The 17992-nt window shown below is 35.0% G+C and carries 13 protein-coding genes; 5 read left to right on the top strand and 8 right to left on the bottom strand.

All coding sequences use genetic code 11. From position 1 onward, the window contains the following. Window positions 1–143: 143 nt before the first annotated feature. The 4 genes from AC1W31_RS17605 to AC1W31_RS17590 form a co-directional block, all read right to left on the bottom strand. Window positions 144–293 carry a hypothetical protein gene (locus AC1W31_RS17605; protein ID WP_481735802.1) on the bottom strand — a complete coding sequence of 50 codons (150 nt, stop codon included), beginning with the start codon at window positions 291–293 and terminating at the stop codon, window positions 144–146. Between the two features lie 99 nt (window positions 294–392). Further along, entirely contained in the window at window positions 393–782 is a 390-nt protein-coding gene (locus tag AC1W31_RS17600) for an IS3 family transposase (protein WP_481735801.1), read from the bottom strand. Window positions 783–798: 16 nt separating this feature from the next. Then, on the bottom strand, window positions 799–1098 hold the full coding sequence (locus tag AC1W31_RS17595) for a transposase (protein WP_481735800.1): 300 nt from the start codon (window positions 1096–1098) through the stop codon (window positions 799–801). Between the two features lie 177 nt (window positions 1099–1275). Then, entirely contained in the window at window positions 1276–2292 is a 1017-nt protein-coding gene (locus tag AC1W31_RS17590; protein WP_481735799.1) for a RepB family plasmid replication initiator protein, read from the bottom strand. A 1514-nt stretch (window positions 2293–3806) separates the two neighbouring features. Between AC1W31_RS17590 and AC1W31_RS17585 the strand changes: the two genes are divergently transcribed. The 4 genes from AC1W31_RS17585 to AC1W31_RS17570 all read left to right on the top strand — a co-directional run bounded on the left by AC1W31_RS17585 (window position 3807) and on the right by AC1W31_RS17570 (window position 9987). Further along, a complete protein-coding gene (locus tag AC1W31_RS17585; protein WP_481735798.1) occupies window positions 3807–3932 on the top strand; it encodes a hypothetical protein in 126 nt (41 codons plus the stop codon). 72 nt (window positions 3933–4004) lie between these two features. Further along, entirely contained in the window at window positions 4005–4397 is a 393-nt protein-coding gene (locus tag AC1W31_RS17580) for a hypothetical protein (RefSeq protein WP_481735797.1), read from the top strand. A 96-nt stretch (window positions 4398–4493) separates the two neighbouring features. Next, window positions 4494–8843 (top strand): CusA/CzcA family heavy metal efflux RND transporter, encoded by a 4350-nt coding sequence (locus tag AC1W31_RS17575; protein WP_481735796.1) that lies wholly within the window; start codon window positions 4494–4496, stop codon window positions 8841–8843. Between the two features lie 7 nt (window positions 8844–8850). Continuing rightward, window positions 8851–9987, top strand: coding sequence for an efflux RND transporter periplasmic adaptor subunit (locus tag AC1W31_RS17570; RefSeq protein ID WP_481735795.1), 1137 nt, complete (start codon window positions 8851–8853; stop codon window positions 9985–9987). Window positions 9988–10126: 139 nt separating this feature from the next. Here AC1W31_RS17570 and AC1W31_RS17565 read toward each other — a convergent pair whose 3' ends face one another. From AC1W31_RS17565 to AC1W31_RS17550, 4 genes are all read right to left on the bottom strand, one after another. Beyond that, window positions 10127–11092, bottom strand: coding sequence for a site-specific integrase (locus AC1W31_RS17565; RefSeq protein ID WP_481735794.1), 966 nt, complete (start codon window positions 11090–11092; stop codon window positions 10127–10129). 118 nt (window positions 11093–11210) lie between these two features. Beyond that, on the bottom strand, window positions 11211–12860 hold the full coding sequence (gene glgP / locus AC1W31_RS17560) for an alpha-glucan family phosphorylase (protein WP_481735793.1): 1650 nt from the start codon (window positions 12858–12860) through the stop codon (window positions 11211–11213). Window positions 12861–13115: 255 nt separating this feature from the next. Further along, entirely contained in the window at window positions 13116–13952 is an 837-nt protein-coding gene (locus AC1W31_RS17555; RefSeq protein ID WP_481735792.1) for a universal stress protein, read from the bottom strand. A gap of 424 nt (window positions 13953–14376) precedes the next feature. Beyond that, the gene (locus tag AC1W31_RS17550) at window positions 14377–14622 is read right to left on the bottom strand and encodes a hypothetical protein (protein ID WP_481735791.1); all 246 of its coding nucleotides are present in this window, start codon (window positions 14620–14622) and stop codon (window positions 14377–14379) included. A gap of 131 nt (window positions 14623–14753) precedes the next feature. On the opposite strand from AC1W31_RS17550, the gene AC1W31_RS17545 reads away from it, so the two are divergent. After that, the gene (locus tag AC1W31_RS17545; protein ID WP_481735790.1) at window positions 14754–17462 is read left to right on the top strand and encodes an alkaline phosphatase family protein; all 2709 of its coding nucleotides are present in this window, start codon (window positions 14754–14756) and stop codon (window positions 17460–17462) included. Window positions 17463–17992: the final 530 nt, after the last annotated feature.

Genomic DNA, 17992 nt, shown 5'->3' with positions numbered 1-17992 from the left:
CCAAAAGCAATATTTAAACAAAAGAGAGGTCAGTCAGAAATTTAAAGATAATATCAAAAATTATGTTACTTTCGATGATAAAAGACCTAAATGGAACTACCTAATAAAAGGTAGAGATTGACCAACTTATTATTTACTCGTTACTAAGTCAGCGATAAATCGGTTCGCCGCCCGTTGCTACCGGTGTCATTTCTAACATAAAATGAATCTGGTAATTCATAGTTTTCAAAGATTTTGTCAGATAAAATAATGACATCTTCTTGACGGATATTCCACTTGATGATATGTTCCATACTCCATCGACTGAAAAAATCAATGACTGTTAATTGCTGAGCATTAGTCTTTTTGCCTTGTATGTAAATATACTCAATGTCAAACTCAAAATAAGGAAATTATATGATGGGCTTCGGTACTAATTCTTTCACCCATTGGCGTTTAGTAAACTCACGAGAGCCTTTTTTAGTACATAAAAGGCTATTGACGTGCATCAGACGATAAACTTTCCTCGGATTGATGATATAATTTTTCTCATCTCGTAAGAAAAACGTTACTTTTAAATATCCATAATCAACGAAAGATTCGGCGAATAAGGTCTTGATATGCTCAACAACAAGTTCATTATCATCATATCCATCAGTTGTTTTTTTAGTCGTTTTTGAGAAAAATCTTCCTACTTTTTTAGCCTCTAATTGGGGTTTATAATAGAAAGAACTTCGGCTAATTTCACAGATTTTGAGGACTAAACTTTTGGTGATTCCTATGTTAATACAACGCTGAGCCACTGAAAGTCTGATAGTTTTAGCTAAGGACTTTTTTTAGAAGTTCGTTCTGAACTCTAATAATTAGTTCTTTTTCAGCCACTAACATTTTGAGTTCGTGGTTCTCTTTTTTAATCATTTCGAGCTCTGGATTTTTGTCCGAAACATGTTTTGACAACAGTCCTTGTTCTCCATGTTTATCAAAATGGCGTTCCCATTTATAAAGTGTGGTACTTGAAATTTCAAGTTGCCGGGAGGCTTTTCCAATCCCTTCTCGTTTCATTAATTGGACAGCTTCGAGTTTCTCGGAAAGACTCCAATTTCGTCTATGATTGCTCATAATTTCGTAAAGTTATTAAAACCGGGCGACGGTCGCTTAGTATACGAAAAATTTGTCCAGTCAATTAGTGGGTTCGGGAGCTTTACTTCCAGTCAAAGTAATTCTTGTATCAAAGTCTACTGATTGAGAGACTTTGACTTTAGTCAATGAATTCATTATAAAAGAAATAAGTAAAGACTATATTTTTTTAGTTACTAAACCTAAACAAGTTAAAATATAAGCGGTTTTATTTTTAACTTTTGGATACATACCATTTTCAAATTCGATATGGAGCGTTACAAACTTATCAACTAAATCTTTTCTGGTTAAAATCTCCGTTCTATGTTTTTCTTTGAGATTATAATTTTTTAGTAAAATTTCGTGAACATTTTCAAACACTAATTTTGGATTCACTTTCACCGCTTGCATGAAATCAGCTTTATCTGCATTTATGGTGTCAAAAATTGTACTGATATTAAATTCTAAATGCGTAACATTTCTTTGCTTGTTGCCATAATGCTTGTACTCAAATTTAATGGGCGAACGTGGCGTACTATTAATTTCTTCCATGGCGGTATTTAAAACTTTACGTTTAAAATCTTTCAAATTTTGATAAGTGCCAGCGGGAACATTCAAAAGTTTTCTTAGTTCGGTGATCGAGTAAATAAAAGAATACCTGTTTTGTCCGATATGGCTCTTTAGTAATTTGTAAAGCAAAGTGGAATAGGTATGCTTAAAATTAAGCACCGTGATAAAATCATACTTTGCGTATTTATTGCCAAGAATTAAATATTCGGAAATTTCTGGGTTTGATTTAAAAACCAAATAACCACTCTGTTTGTAGTTATAACTGATTTCAGAAAATATAGGCAAATGTCGGAACTCAATTTCAGGATGATTAACGTCGTACAAGGTCATTTTTTTCTCTGACATCTTAGATGTTGTATCTCTTATTTGTTCGACGGTCATGTATTGTTTAACAAATGCTATCGGAATCTTAATCATTAGACCTTTTTCACGGTCAATTTTTTCATAATTGATTTGATTGACAAACATTTCGTACATCTTTTGTTCAATTCTTGAGAAATCAATTTGACTAATAATTAATTTTTGAGGTAAATAGTTATGACTTCTATGTTCGATATATTCTTGCTCTAAATACTCGTTTGGCTCAAGAATTATTTGGGTATCTATGTTATTGGGAATTAAGTCCATAATCTAAAGAGTTAATTTTGAAATAAACGGAAACAAATATAACAAAAAAAACTAAAAAAGTCCCCTTATAGCTAAAAAAAGTCCCCTAATTTTTTATTTTTTATAAAAAAAGTCCCCTTATAGCTAAAAAAAAGTCCCCTTATAGCCTATAAATAATTGATTCTTAGGAAGTTACACTGATTCTAAATCAATCAAATTATAATATGATAAATTTATAAATCACGATCTAATTACTAAAAATAAAAGTATTTAAGTAAAGTTTTACTAAAACCACCTAATTTGACTTAAAAAATAGATCACCCTCAATTATTTTTTGTAATTAGAAAAATTTTAAAGTAGAATTCTTCTAAAAAAAGTCCCCTTGAAATTATAAAATTCTGATAACCAATGAGTTAAGTATCTAAAATAAGTCCTCTTAAACCATTTTCTCTGCAATGTTTTTAATATAGCCTCTAAAATAAGTCCCTATACGTTTATAATGTACTAAGATTAAGCTGGTTCTAACTGGTAAATAAAATTAGATACACAGTACTTTTTACGTAATTTCTTCTAAATTTAGCTAAAAATAGAATTTTTCTAATTTAATTTATATATTTAATAGTTTGGTTATCAGATAGTTAGTCTTAATGGTAGTAATTTATATTAACTTTTATCATTCATAAATTAAGTCCCTTTAATGTGGTTTATAATTACGATAGCTGTTCTAAAAAAAGTCCCCTTGATAATCTAACTAATTGATAATAAGATAGTTAAAAAATTTAAAAAAGCACATTTTTACTTTAAAGGTCAATTCATTTTTATGCTAAAAAAAGTCCCCTTATTTCTAACTAACTGATTTTTAGTATATTATAAATAAGAGTTAGTTATATCAGTGTAGCATTTGCAATATTTTGTCATTTCGCATTGATAATTCGATGAATTATACTGTAAAAGTCCCCTTACGGTTGCAAGTCGCTTATTAGGCTGGAATCACCATTTGGGTCTAAACTAAAATATGGAACTGTGTATCTTAATTTAAATACTTTGACAAGCATTTACCATGATAAAATTTGGGTAGGCACTGACTTGGACATCAGATAAGAATATAAATTTGCAGATGTGTATTTTGGCTGATACCGAAAGCAGTTTACGAAGAGAAAACACTTTAGAAGGGTTAAGAATTGCTAAGGAAAAAGGTATGCAAGGAGGCAGAAATTTATTGGATTAAACAAACAATACCAAATAATTGCTACCGAGGTTAAGAAAATCCATGATTCGATGATGTATTCAAATAAAACCATCAGAGAAATATTTTCAATAAAAAAAGGCAATATTCTCCCAGATAATAGCTTTTGCCAATAAATAGGAATGGTAGAATTGCTGATTCACTCCGAATTTATTACATGAAATTTAGACTTGTGTTTCATAAAAATCAAGTCTAAATACATAGATAGAAACACCCAAAATACTACTAAAAATTTATAGCCAAATCGGGCTAATGTGCGTCAAAACTAACGCAAAATTCTTCGCAAAAAATGTACAAAATATTACTAAAAATTTACGGTAAAATAGCACTAAAAGTGATAGTCTTTGGGGTATTCAAAGTTACCTTAATTGGTGCGGTTGTAGCTGGTGCTGCATTTTTTATGGTTTGGAACTAATAAACATATCGTAATGTCTCACTTATGATATTTGTCAGTTTCAATTCATTAAAAATTGCTTAACTTTACAGCTTGAAAAAAATAATCGCCATATTGCTTGTCCTATTTTATCAGATGGCAACCACTGAATTATACCAGTTGTTGAAATTACCATTTCTGATGGAGCATTTTATTGAGCATAAAGAGCAGAACAAAAATATCACCCTGATGGAGTTTCTATATCTTCATTATGCCTACGGCGATGTTAAAGATGCGGATTATGAAGAAGACATGAAACTACCCTTCAAGTCGCATAATCACACCATTACTACAAATATTGTGGATGCGATGGCAAATTCAGTATTTAAAATAACCATACATTCAAAGCCTAATTTTGTTGAATTAAAAGTGATCATTATTTCAAAAGAAGCATTTTTCGTTTCTTCTTATCTCTCCAATATCTGGCAACCGCCAAAATTCTGTTAATCCCTTTTTTGGTTTTCATTTGTCTCAAATACTATCGTATTTGGGTCTTCGAGTATTCAAGAATTTTAATCAAAATACTGATTATCAGGTTAAATTATGCTTAATAAAATCATTGAGTTTTCCATCGGGAATAAACTCATTATAGGGCTATTCGTGATTGCCCTTTTAGGATATGGCGCTTACGAAACAACCAAACTTCCCATTGATGCGGTGCCAGATATTACCAATAATCAGGTACAAGTTATTACCGTTGCCCCTTCTTTTGGCGCTACGGATATTGAACGATTGGTTACTTTTCCCATCGAACAAGCTAATAATAATATCAGTGGTTTAAAAGAAATTAGAAGTTTTTCTCGCTTTGGACTGTCTTTAGTAACCATCGTTTTCGATGATGCTACGGATATTTATTGGGCCAGACAACAAGTATCCGAACGATTGCAAAAAGTGCAGTCTATCATTCCACCAGGGATTGGAACTCCAGAATTAGGGCCAATTTCAACGGGTTTGGGTGAAATTTACCAATACGTAGTTCGCCCAAAAGAAGGTTACGAAAATAAATACGATGCCATCGAACTCCGAACTATTCAAGATTGGATTGTTCGTCGCCAACTGTTAGGCGTAAAAGGTGTAGCAGAAGTTGGTAGTTTTGGGGGAAAATTGAAGCAGTTTGAAATATCGGTAAATCCCAATAAATTACAGGCGTACAACTTGACAATTAATGATGTTTTTACCGCTTTAGAAAAAAATAACCAAAATACGGGTGGAGCGTATATTGAAAAAGGCCCGACCGTTTTATTTATTCGGAGTGAAGGTTTAATTGGCAATAAGGAGGATATTGAGAACATTTCCGTGAAAGCAACTTCAAGCGGAACCCCCGTTTTTATTAGAGAAGTTGCCGATGTAAACATTGGTTACGCTACCCGATACGGTGCGATGTGTTACAATGACAAAGGCGAAGTTGCGGGAGCGGTGGTAATGATGTTGAAGGGTGCAAACAGTAGTGAAGTTATCAAAAATGTCAAGGAAAGAGTTGCTCAAATCCAGAAAACATTACCCGAAGGCGTGGTCATTGAGCCATTTTTAGACCGAACCAAAATGGTAAATAATGCCATTGGAACGGTTGAAAAGAATCTTTTGGAAGGTGCTTTAATCGTGGTATTCATTCTGGTCTTGTTTCTCGGAAATTTCCGGGCGGGTTTATTGGTTGCCTCAGTTATTCCCTTAGCGATGTTATTTGCCATTATTTTGATGAATACGTTTGGCGTAAGTGGCAATTTAATGAGTCTCGGAGCATTGGATTTTGGTTTAATTGTGGACGGTGCCGTCATTATCGTGGAAGCCGTCATGCACCAATTATCCCATAGCCAGAAGTTTGAACATATCAAAAAATTGTCGCAAAGTGAGATGGATTTGCAGGTAAATTCATCGGCCAGTAAAATGATGAACAGTGCCGTTTTCGGTCAAATTATCATCTTAATTGTGTATCTACCCATCTTTACGTTACAGGGAATTGAAGGAAAAATGTTCAAACCCATGGCTCAGACGGTGGCTTTTGCTTTATTAGGAGCATTTGTTCTTTCCCTCACCTATATTCCCATGATGAGTGCTTTAGTCTTGAGTAAAACGGTAAAACATAAACCCAATATCTCGGATAAAGTGATGGCTTGGGTGGAAAGTGGCTATGAAAACTCACTCAAAAAGATTTTAAATTTCCCCAAAATCGTCATCTCAATCGTAGTTTTGCTTTTTGTTTTGGCGATTATTCTTCTTCGATCATTGGGTGGCGAATTTATTCCTGCCTTGGAAGAAGGCGATTTTGCGGTAGATACTAGAGTTTTGACAGGAAGTAATTTAAGTACCACCATAGAAAGTACGCAAAAAGCCGCTCACATTCTCAAAGCCCGTTTTCCAGAAGTTGAGAAAGTAGTGACTAAAATTGGTAGCGGAGAAGTCCCAACGGACCCAATGCCGATGGAAGCCAGTGATATGATGGTTATTTTGAAGGATAAATCGGAATGGACTTCCGCAAAAACATTTAGTGAATTATCCGAAAAAATGACCATTGCGTTGCAAGATGTTCCGGGCATTACGACGGGATTTCAGTTCCCCGTGCAGATGCGATTCAATGAGTTGATGACCGGAGCGAGACAGGATGTTGTCCTTAAAATTTTTGGGGAAGATTTAGATACTTTAGCACTTTATGCCGAACGTCTGGGGAAAGTTGTTAGCAGTGTTCAAGGCAGTCAAAACCTTTTTATTGAGCCTGTTACGGGAATGCCCCAAATCTTGATTGAGTACAATAGAGCCACAATTGCCCAATATAATTTGAATATTGCTGACATCAATAAAGTCCTCAATACGGCATTTGCGGGACAAAGTACAGGTTTGGTTTTTGAAGGAGAAAAACGTTTCAATCTAATGGTTAGGTTGAATATGGACAAGCGAAAAAACTTAGAAGACGTTCAAAATTTACTGATTCCAACGCCCCAAGGAACGCAAATTCCCTTGAATCAATTGGCTAAAATTGAAATTAAAAATGGTCCAAACCAAATTCAGCGTGAAGATGCAAAACGGAGAATTGTGGTTGGTTTCAACGTAAAAGGTAGAGACGTACAAACGATTGTGACGGAATTGCAACAAAAAATTGATGCCCAAATAAAATTCCCTACGGGTTATTATGTTACTTACGGAGGTGCATTTGAAAATTTGAATGCCGCCAAACAGCGATTGATGATAGCCGTTCCCGTTTCATTAATTCTGATTTTCCTCTTGTTATTTTTTGCTTTCAATTCCGTAAAACACGGTTTATTGATTTATACTGCCATTCCACTTTCGGCAATTGGTGGAATTTTCTTCTTGGCTTTGCGTGGAATGCCTTTCAGTATCAGTGCTGGTGTTGGTTTTATCGCCCTTTTTGGGGTAGCAGTTTTGAATGGAATCGTATTAATTGCGGAATTCAATCGTCTGCAAAAAGATGGAATGACGGATTTGAAAGAAGTGGTGGTAACGGGTGCAAAAGTACGTTTACGTCCCGTGATGATGACGGCTTTTGTGGCATCTTTGGGTTTTTTACCCATGGCAGTCAGCAACGGTGCGGGTGCCGAAGTGCAACGTCCTTTGGCTACGGTAGTGATTGGTGGATTGATGTTGGCGACCTTTTTAACCCTTTTTGTTCTCCCAATTCTTTACATCATTTTTGAAAAAACGGGTAGTTCAAAAGCTGATACGAAGTCGGTTGCAGTGATTGTTGTCTTACTATTATGTGGTGGATTTAGTACCTCGGCTCAGGATAAAATCACTTTGCAAGATGGGATTGACATGGCAATGAGCAATAATTTGACGGTTAAAAATGAGAAATTAAAATCTGAATATCAGGAAAAACTCATTAAATCGTCTTTAAATATTCCGCAAGCCAACTTTTCAGTGGAAGCAGGACAAATAAATAGTGCTTATACGGATATTCGTTTCGGAATCTATCAGTCTATCAGTTTTCCTACGGTTTATACCAATCAAAAGAAATTATTGAATGAAGAATGGAAAATGGCCGTTTTGACAGTTGCTTTGCGAGAGACTGAACTAAAACGAGCCGTAACGCAACTTTTTTATACGCTAATTATTTTCCGAGAAAAGGAAAAATTACTCGTGAAAGCGGACAGTATTTACGCTGAATTCTTGTCAAAAACCAATTTTCGTTTTGCCAAAGGCGAAAGTAATATTTTAGAAAATACAACGGCAGAATTGCAGAGAGGAAATATTCAATTGCAATTAAAAGCATTGCAGCAAGAAATTGATTTAGTAAAACTGCAATTTCAATTAACCTTGAACACGGAAACATATTATGAACCTTTGGCAAACAATGCAAAAATTGACTTCCTCGTCAATCTTGATAGTTCTTTTGTCGGTCAGCATCCTTTGCTGAAGGTTTTTCAACAGCAAAGATTGGTGGCAACGGCAAATACTACTTTAGAAAAGTCAAGATTATTACCCAATTTAAACCTTGGAATTAATAGTATGAGTATGCGAGGAACTGGAGCGGATAATATCATCTATAATGCTTCTACTCGATTCAATTCCGCTCAAATTGGCGTTGGAATTCCTATTTTTGCAGGTGCTCAAAAAGCGAGAATAAATGCTTCTAAAGTGACAGAAACCATTGCTGAGAACAATTTTCAGCAACAATTTCAACAACTCAGAAAGGATTACCAGTATGCATTCTTGCAATATCAAACGAATCTTCACGCCGTAAATTATTTTGAAAATTCGGGCTTGAAAAATGCCAATTTGATTGTAGCAACGGCCAATAAACAATTCATCAATGGCGACATTAATTATCTGGATTGGGTAGTGCTTATCAACCAATCAATTGCCATTCAGTCCAATCATTTGGATGCCATCAAGATGCTCAACGAAAGCATCATTTCAATCAATTACTTAACATCGAAATAATAAAATAATGAAAAATATAATCATCGTTTTTGGTATTTTCTTTCTCATAGCCTGTGGTAGCAAGAAAGCAACGGAAGAATCCACGCAAAAACCAACGGCTATTGAAGGCGATATTGCCACACTTACCGATGCGCAATTGGCTTTGGCTCAACTTGAATTGGGTAAAGTAGAACGCCGAAGTATTTCAAAAGTAGTTAAACTAAATGGTAAAATTGATGTTCCGCCACAAAATTTAATTTCGGTGAGTATGCCATTGGGGGGCTACTTAAAATCTACCAAATTATTGCCTGGAATGCACATCAATAAAGGCGAATTGATTGCGATAATGGAAGACCAACAATATATTCAAATTCAACAGGATTATTTGACTACTAAGAATAAATTGGAGTTTGCTAAGGCTGAATATATACGCCAGAAAGAGCTGAATGCCAGTAAAGCAACCAGTGACAAACTTTTTCAACAAACCGAAATGGAATATAAATCACTGCTCATAACCTTGAGTGCTTTGAGTGAAAAATTGAAATTGATTAATATTAGTACGCAAAAACTAACGGAAAATACCATTTCTAATAATGTAAAAATCTATTCACAAATAAGTGGATTTGTATCGAAAGTGAATGTGAATATTGGTAAATATGTTAATCCAACCGATGTACTTTTTGAGTTAATTAACCCTTCCGATTTTCACTTAAACTTGAAAGTTTTTGAAAAGGATATTGACAAATTGGCCATCGGACAAAAATTGATTGCTTACAGTAATAATTTTCCCGATAAAAAATACGAGTGTGAAATTATCTTGATTAGCCGTGATATTTCCCCCGAAAGAGCCGTTGATGTCCACTGTCATTTTGAGAAATACGACAAAACTTTACTGCCAGGAATGTACATGAATGCTGACCTTGAGGTGAAATCTACCAATGCTTCTTCCATTCCAGAAGATGCGGTGGTCAATTTTGAAGGTTCAAATTATGTATTTGTAGCGAAGGATAAAAACCAATTTCAAATGGTTAAAGCGGAAACGGGTACCAAAGAAAATGGCTTTATTGAAGTAAAAAATAGTAGCACTTTTACGGATAAACAAATTGTGATTAAAGGAGCTTACACGCTTTTGATGAAGTTGAAAAATAAATCAGAAGAAGAATAATTTTAGGAAAATATTTCAATTGTACAGCGATTCTTAGCTCATTTCGGCGTAAACTTCGTCAGAATAACAAACTTTAATTTTGGAAATAAGTATCATTATTTGCCACTTATTTCCAAAATATAAAATATAATTCGGAAATTTATAATCCTAATTTCATCCCAGCATTATACTTTTTGATGTCTTCAATGCGAGTGTAACGCTGAATCATGGCAGAGGTTTTGTGCTTACTTTGGCGCATAATTTCTGAGTCATCGGCTCCATTTATTTTAGCAATCGTAATAAAAGATGCCCGCAAGGAATGAGCAGAAAAATCGTTACCAAAATATCTTTTCACCAAATCATTCACCGTTTTATCAGTAAGGCGATTATTAGTAATTCTATCTCCTTTTCTTACTCGAACAAACAAACCTTCGGAAGTTTTATCCATTCTTTTTATCCATGATTGCAAACTTCTAATTGGACACAAAACTGATTCTGGGCTATAAAAAATGGCTTTTTCTTCGTAATCTCCGTATTGATTGGTTTTACTTTTTTGCATAGAAACAATCAACCCTTCATCCGTAAAACTTAAATCCTCTACATTCAAAGCCACCAATTCCGACCTCCGAAAAGCTCCCGTGAAACCTAAAAGCAAGAGGGCTTTATTTCTAACATTTGCATTGCTTTCAACATCAAAGTCTCTTAAAATCTGCTTTAGATTGTGGAGTTTAAAAGCAGGTGCTTGACTTTGGCGAATCCCTTTACTACGTTTAATACCTTCCATTACTACCCTAAACATTCGGTTTTGGGTTGGTGTATCGAAATTATTTAATTGATGTAATTTTGAAATAGCCGCTAATCGCCGATTGATGGTTGCCCATTTACAAGTATCCGCCAAATAGGAAACGTAGCCCGCCAAAGTTTCAGGAGTAACGGGGAAGGGAATCTGAGCATTGATTTCGCACCAACTATTAAAATCTTTCAAATCGGATTTGTAGGCACGCTGGGTATTAATGGCGCCTTCCATACCTAAACGGCCGTACTCGTTTACCTTCTCTTTCAAATCGTTCGTTAATTCGACCGAAAGATTCGGATTTATATTTTGGATAATTAAATTTGAATCCATTAAAATCTCTCGTTATAAACAAAAATTTGTCTCAATTTTCAACAAAATGCTGAGTAAAGATACAATCGGAAAGTAGTAAATTTGAAGAATTTGTCTAAAAAATGGTGGTGCCTTACGATTATTCAATATACAATTTTTGATAATATTCCGTAGCCATCCGATTGCTGTCAAACTGAGGCACGATATCTTTCATGCTATTTTTGATGATTTCAATCCAATGATTTGGATAATCATAGTACAAGGGCAAAATCTCAGTTTCTAACAAATGATATAAACTATTGGCATCCAAATCTCTTTGAATATCTTCGGACAAAAAAGTATCACACGACGGAATCACGAATGAATTGATTTTATCTTTGGCAAATTCAGGAAACCAACCATCGGGTAAGCTCACATTTACGGTTCCATTCATCGCTGCGGTCATACCACTTGTGCCTGATGCTTCGTGCAAAAGCAAAGGCAAATTTAACCAAATATCGGCACCTTGTTTCAATAATTTAGATAAACTCATTTCATAACCCGTTAATACTGAGCAATTTGGATAAGCTCTACAAATATTAACGATTTTATCAAAAACTCCGATTGCCCCAAAATCCATGGGATAGGGTTTTCCAGCCCAAATGATTTGTACGGGTCTTTGGAGATTACTGACAAATCGTTCAAACCTGTCCATATCGTGAAAAAACAAATCTGCTCTTTTATAACCCGCAAACCTTCTTGCGAAGACGATAGTGAATATTTTTTCGTCATAAATCTCACCACATTGGTCGGCCACTTCATCAAATAGTAACCTTTTACGTTGGTATTTCTTATTTCTTAAGGCCTCATCATCGTTTTTTTCTAAGGCTTGATACATCGCTTCGTCGTGCCAATAGGTATAATTTTGAGCATTTGTAATGGATAAAATCTCACAAATATTTGCCTCATTTTTAAACATTTCGTGCAGTACTTTTGCGTGTATTTTTGAAACCGCATTGGCCCTTTTGGAAAGTCGAAGTGCTGCGAGTGTGTGGTCCAAAATGTCATTCTCGGTTTGGGTAATCGCCTTGACTTCGGTGAGTGGAATATCGTAGAAAAAACCCATTCTTTCCAACAAGCTCATATTTGTCTTCTTATTTCCAGCCGCTTCGGGCGTATGATTTGTGAATACCAAACGCTTTTTTACTTCAGCTACCTTTTGGAATTTATCGTGCAAATAAAATGCAATCGGCAATCCATGCGATTCGTTCAAGTGATAAATTTGGGGTTCCCAATTTAATTGTTCCAATAATTTTGCGCCGCCAATTCCCAATAAAATAGCGGCAGCAATTTGCGTTTCGGGGTTAGCATCGTAATGTTTATGCGAAATGGTTTTGGCGAGATAATCGTTCTCTGGCAAATCAGTCGATAAGAAAAAAATGGGAGCCGTATTAAAAACGGTGGGCGGCAAATAGTAGGCGGTAACCGACACATCGTGTTTAGAAACTTGAATGGTGAATTTAATATCCGTTTTTTGCAGAAATCCATAAATCTTTTCCTCAAATAAAACATCCATCGTTTGGTCGTATTTTCTGGTTTGATTATAGTAACCAAATTTCCATAAAATACTGATTCCTACCACGTTCTGTTTCAATTCAAAGGCACTTTTCATGTGCGAACCCGCTAAATATCCCAATCCACCAGCGTAAGTTTTAAGGGGTTGATGAATGCCAAATTCCATGGAGAAATAGGCAATTTTTTTCTGAAATTCTGGATTAATTTGATACGGGTGCGTAAGTGAAAAACTCATAAGAAAATTGTTAAGATAGTCAGAGAATAAGCGTTATAATGACTTTCATTGCAGTGAACTTGTATAATTCTCAATATCTATCATTCAAATAATAGATATTGAGAATTATCAAATACTTCAGTTAAAACCTGATTTATACGGAAATAGTATTGACTGCTACAGATATTTTGAAAGGAAACGATAGGATTTTTTAGGTATTACTTAAATCAATGCTTGTAAACTCCATTAAATCATTGGTATCATTTAGCTATTTTTTTATTTTCTAAAAGTCAGCATTGGAACATCTGCTCCTTGTATAAAATGTTTTGAGACACTTGTATTTAATATATTTTCTAAAAAGGATTTCTCATGAACCGCCAACGCCAATACGTCGGGTTTATACAGATTTATGTACGATTCCAAGCCCTCGATAATGTCGGCTCGATTAATTTTTCTGACAAAAACGTTATCCTCTTTAAATTCATCTTTCAAAGCACCTACCAATTCGTGCACATTTTTGTCCGCTTTCATACTGATAAAATCATTAATATGAATCACTTTGCAAGTAGCACCCAAAGGCTCAACGATTTGTAAGACTTGGTGTGTTGCCAAAAATTCATCTTTTTTAAAATCAGCGGCGTACATTATTTTACGTGGAAATTTAATCACTGCATTGGCAGGAATAATCCAAACTGGGCAAATAGATTCTTTCATCACTTTTTGCGCATTTGTACCAAGCCATTTATCCAAAGTATTAGCAGCGCCTTTCGTTCCCATCACAATAAAATGAGCATTAATTGATCTGGCAGCAACCAGAATTTTTTCGGGTACATTGGCACCGTATTCAATTCTATGCGAAATTCTATCAGGACATATTTGCGTTTTTTCAATAAACTTGGTCATGAAAACCTTCATATCAACCTCAGCTTCCATTTTGTCATTTTGAATAATCGTCCTTATCTGCGCATTATCATTATATTCTGCCACCATCGGGATATAATGAACGTGCAGAAACACTACACGAGCATTCATACTTCTTGCCAACATTCCTGCGTATTGAGAAGCATGAAGGGCATTATTACTAAAATCGGTCGGAAAAAGAATAGTTTTCATGTCATTAAGTTTTTGAATGTAAACAAAAAATAACGGGTGAATATGATGAAAAGATAAAGACCTGTTGTAAGCATAAATTCAAAAATTTATTATGTAAATAACGTCCGTAGAAATTTTTAAAAGAATAGTTAAGCAAAGGCAAAAATGATGAACATAAATTTTCTATCTTGAAGATTTTTCCGAAACTCAACCCAAATTTCACCCTAAAAAATCACAAAAGATATGACGAATCTTAGGAAGATGTTCGTAAAAAGTCAGTAGAAAGTATGACGATAATCACGCAACCCAATGCCTGAAAATTAAAATGAGTGGATTTTTTTGAAGCGATAAAGTAGAAGGGCTCAGGATCAACAAATTCAACATATATTTGAGTAACTGTTTTTGAGCGATAAAATGAACAAAGCTGTTCGTAATTGAAATAAAATTAGAACAAACTTAGTTGCCCTAAAATTTTTTTGGTTGCCATTAAATACGGTTTTCGTTTTTCAGAATGGATTAATTTCACATCTGTTTTAAAAACTGTCCCAACAATCATTTGATTACGCTGTTTTCTGGAGCAACTTACCCAAAGTTCAGGCACCCCTTGTCCTTCCGTAGGACGAACCCGAATTTTGTGCCGTTTACTATCGTAGATGGTCGATAGTTTGATATTGATGAAAACCCTGTTCATTATTATACCATTTTGCGATGAATTTCATCCAATAAATATACTAAAATATTAGTTACATTTGCTTAAAAATATCAAGGAATTGGAAAATTAATGATGAAATTTGCCAAAGAAAATCAAATACTAAACTTACCATGAAAATCAAAAACCTAACAGCTTATCTATCAGCATGTTTTATAATTATAAACATCATAAGTTGTAAAACATTTCAAAAAAGTAATAATAATGCTGCCAACAAAGAAACGATTTTGAATTATGACCATGAAACGCTGTTTTCAGAATCTTCGCCCTATTTAATGCCCTACAATCGGATTATTGATGGCGTTGGAACGTCGGTAAATTTTGGAAATCCAGAGTTTGAAAATCATAGTTTAGACTTAGCAATGATTCCAAATACGGATTTATTTGTGGTGGAAGACAGGTTTGGGGTTGCGGTATTTAATTCAAAATCAAAAACGTTAATTAACCGTTGGGAATACAGTCAAAATCCTGATTATAAGAATCTTATGAGTTCTTTTTCAGGAATAAAAACGGTTTCTTACAAAGATTCAGTGTACGTTTTTTGGGGATCGGGTGGCCGAGAAAATTCAAATTCTTACGTCATGCAAGCCGCATGGAATGGTAAAGAACTAAAATTAATCAAAGCATTTCCATTCAAAGCTATCGCTCCTGCTTTGGTTTCTTTGCCGAATGAAGTACTCATAAAAGAAGAAAATAGTGTGCTTTTCCTTTACACGGTGTTAAATGGAAATAACCAATTAATTAAAACCAACGTTAGCAATCAAGCACAAATTTGGGCAGTACCCACGGGCAATTGTCCTTACGGTTTAACTTCGGCGGATGATAAAATTTTTGTTACCAATTGGGCTGGTCCCATTACCAATCCATCGGATGGACTCGAAACGGCGGGCATTCCTTGGGGCAGCGCTTATATCGACCCAAAAACGGGTGCCATGTCTCGTGGAACTGTTTCCGTATTTGAGTTGAAAACTGGGAAATTCATCCAAGAAATAGAAGTCGGCTTACATCCAAACGCCATTATTTCGAGCAGTGACGGACAAAAATTATACGTTGCCAATGGAAATAGCGATAATATTTCGGTCATTGATACCAAAAAATTAGCTGTTGTAGATACAATTTCTGTGGGATTATTTGATAAAAATACGAACCTCATTGGCAGTACACCCAACGGTTTAGCCATTGATCAATCGGGTAAAACCCTTTACGTGGCCAATGGTTTAGACAATGCCATTGCTGTGGTTTCTTTATCTAATACTACTGATAATCAGAATGTTACAAATAATTTTGTCAAAGGGTTTATTCCCACGCAAGCCTATCCATCGGGTATTGTGATAAATAACGGTGAAATTTATATTACAAATCTTGAAGCCATTGGAGCCAGGGCTTTCCGAAAAGTTAACGAAGCGGCCAAAGCTGAAAAGGCTTATAATTCTCATAAACAATTAGCTTCGGTTTCGTTTATCAGTCTTCCAAACGAGGAATTATTAAAAGAATATACCCAAAAAGTAAAAAATCAAAGTTTATATTACCGAGCCAAGATTTCTGAACAATTACCTCGAAAAAATATAGCTCCCAGACCCGTTCCAGAAAGGATTGGCGAACCCTCAGTTTTTAAATATGTCTTGTATATTATTAAAGAAAACCGAACGTATGACCAAGTTTTGGGCGATGTGAAAGAAGGAGATGGCATGGCCTCCTTGTGCATTTTTGGCGATAGTATTACCCCTAACCAACACCAATTGGTGAAGGATTATTTGTTGATGGATAATTATTATGTTTCTGGAAAATCATCGGCCGAAGGGCATCATTGGGCGAGCGCTGGCATGGTGACGGATTATACCGAAAAAAACGTTAGAGCATGGTTTAGGAGCTACCCTCATGTATTATACGATGCGATGGTTTACAACAAAAAAGGGTTAATTTGGAATAATGCGCTCGACCACGGCAAAACCGCTCGGATTTTTGGCGAAGCCTGTACGTGTGAATATGATCAGAAAAATTATTCTTGGAAAAACCTGTTTGAATTACGACAAAAAGGTGAAAATTTTCCTTTCAAAAATACGACTACCATTTCCAGAGTACGTCCTATATTATCAAAAGATTTCCCCGGCTGTGACAATGAAAATATTAGCGACCAAATGCGTGCAGACGCTTTTTTGAAAGAATTTAAGGAAATTGAAGCAAATCCAATGGGGCAATTACCCAATTTAATGGTAATGTCATTGCCAAATGACCACACTTCAGGCATGAATCCAACTTTTCCAACCCCAAGAGCCATGGTTGCCGATAATGACTTGGCGGTTGGAAGAATCGTTGAGGCAATTATGAAAAGTAAATTTGCCGATTCCACCGTTATTTTTATTAGTGAAGATGATTCTCAAGCAGGATGGGATCACGTAAGTGCCTACCGTACAACCGGTTATGTCATTAGCAAATATTCTCGTTTGCAAAAAACGGTTCACACCAATTATAATCAAACCTCAGTTTTGAGAACGATTGAACATATTTTGGCATTACCACCGATGAATATTATTGATGCTACGGCTTCCCCAATGTTCGACTGTTTTACGGATAAACCAGATAATAATTTTGTGTTCGTTGCCCAAAAAAATCAAATCCCATTGGACGAAATGAACAAACCTGCGGAAAAACAAAAAGGCGCATCGTTAAAATTTACAAATCAATCCATCAAATACGCTTTCGATTTAATTGACCGAGGACATGATGATATTTTGAATCGGATATTATGGTTTTCTGCCAAAGGAAATAAGCCTTATCCCGTAAAAATGGCAGGAAGTGATAATGAAGAAGATGATGATTAATTTAATTTTTATTGGTAAGGGTGACTTGAGAATTATCATTATATTACTCGTATTTCGATATTTTGAAAATAACGAACTGATAAACAAGTATTTACCCCAAATAATAACGGTGTTTAATTTTTAATGATTATTTGAGTAAAAAGAATTAATGGAAATTAGGAATGTTGTCACCTCATAGAAGCGTTTGGGATGAACCCTCGTTTTGGCTACGTGAAGGTTTATTAACTTTTTTTAACATTTAGTTAATTTAAGTTTTTACGATGTTAAGGTTCAAAATACTGCAGTCAAAACAACTTCGTTCCGTGGCTCGATGTAAAGAAAGTTTGCCTCACATTTAAGTAATTTTCCACCATTGCAACAACGCAATTGCTTGATTATGAGGGGAAAAAGTAGAGATTTTTTAGCAAATACTCATTTTGAACCCTTACATTTTCGTGTAACACTGCGTAAATCCTAAAATATTAATTAGTAACCGTATATAATAATGTAGTGGTGTAGGCTTTGACAGGTAATAGAACGGTAAAGCCAGT

It is taken from the genome of Arcicella sp. (genome assembly GCF_964672035.1).
This window is presented reverse-complemented; position numbering and strand designations above follow the sequence as displayed.

Coding starts and splice junctions, on each gene's coding strand:
- AC1W31_RS17605 (WP_481735802.1), bottom strand. CDS start 293: ATGGAACATATCATCAAGTGGAATATCCGTCAAGAAGATGTCATTATT.
- AC1W31_RS17595 (WP_481735800.1), bottom strand. CDS start 1,098: ATGAGCAATCATAGACGAAATTGGAGTCTTTCCGAGAAACTCGAAGCT.
- AC1W31_RS17590 (WP_481735799.1), bottom strand. CDS start 2,292: ATGGACTTAATTCCCAATAACATAGATACCCAAATAATTCTTGAGCCA.
- AC1W31_RS17585 (WP_481735798.1), top strand. CDS start 3,807: ATGTACAAAATATTACTAAAAATTTACGGTAAAATAGCACTAAAAGTG.
- AC1W31_RS17575 (WP_481735796.1), top strand. CDS start 4,494: ATGCTTAATAAAATCATTGAGTTTTCCATCGGGAATAAACTCATTATA.
- AC1W31_RS17570 (WP_481735795.1), top strand. CDS start 8,851: ATGAAAAATATAATCATCGTTTTTGGTATTTTCTTTCTCATAGCCTGT.
- AC1W31_RS17565 (WP_481735794.1), bottom strand. CDS start 11,092: ATGGATTCAAATTTAATTATCCAAAATATAAATCCGAATCTTTCGGTC.
- glgP (WP_481735793.1), bottom strand. CDS start 12,860: ATGAGTTTTTCACTTACGCACCCGTATCAAATTAATCCAGAATTTCAG.
- AC1W31_RS17555 (WP_481735792.1), bottom strand. CDS start 13,952: ATGAAAACTATTCTTTTTCCGACCGATTTTAGTAATAATGCCCTTCAT.
- AC1W31_RS17550 (WP_481735791.1), bottom strand. CDS start 14,622: ATGAACAGGGTTTTCATCAATATCAAACTATCGACCATCTACGATAGT.
- AC1W31_RS17545 (WP_481735790.1), top strand. CDS start 14,754: ATGAAAATCAAAAACCTAACAGCTTATCTATCAGCATGTTTTATAATT.